The organism is Serratia sp. 22278 (genome assembly GCF_052045405.1).
Lineage (GTDB): Bacteria > Pseudomonadota > Gammaproteobacteria > Enterobacterales > Enterobacteriaceae > Serratia > Serratia marcescens.
This window is the reverse complement of record NZ_JBQEOW010000042.1, coordinates 1-332: the sequence shown is the minus strand read 5'-3', so window position 1 is coordinate 332 and position 332 is coordinate 1. Positions and strand designations below refer to the sequence as shown.

Here is a 332-nt window from a genome sequence, read left to right as displayed (position 1 = left end):
TGGGTCGTTAGCTCAGTTGGTAGAGCAGTTGACTTTTAATCAATTGGTCGCAGGTTCGAATCCTGCACGACCCACCACTCTTTAATAGAGCAAGGTGTTAAATCGTCAGGATGAGAACCGTAAAGGTTCGAGTCTCGCGAAGCGAGACAACATCACTCCGGTGATGGCCCGAAGGGCGAGGCCAAAGGCCGAGTTATCCTGCACGATCCACCACGCTTTGAGTGGACAAGATGTGAAAAATAGCAGTACCACAGCAGTGGGTGATTAGCTCAGTTGGTAGAGCATCTCCTTTACACGGAGGGGGTCGGCGGTTCGAGCCCGTCATCACCCAC

Annotated in this window: 2 tRNA genes and 1 other RNA gene; all 3 read left to right on the top strand. The window is 52.4% G+C overall.

The annotated features are described in order from the left end of the window. Position 1: 1 nt before the first annotated feature. Positions 2-77 (top strand) — tRNA-Lys (locus ACTJJ6_RS23630). A 13-nt stretch (positions 78-90) separates the two neighbouring features. Next, positions 91-213, top strand: a non-coding RNA gene (locus ACTJJ6_RS23625) — RtT sRNA. Between the two features lie 45 nt (positions 214-258). Continuing rightward, positions 259-331, top strand: a tRNA-Val gene (locus tag ACTJJ6_RS23620). Position 332: the final 1 nt, after the last annotated feature.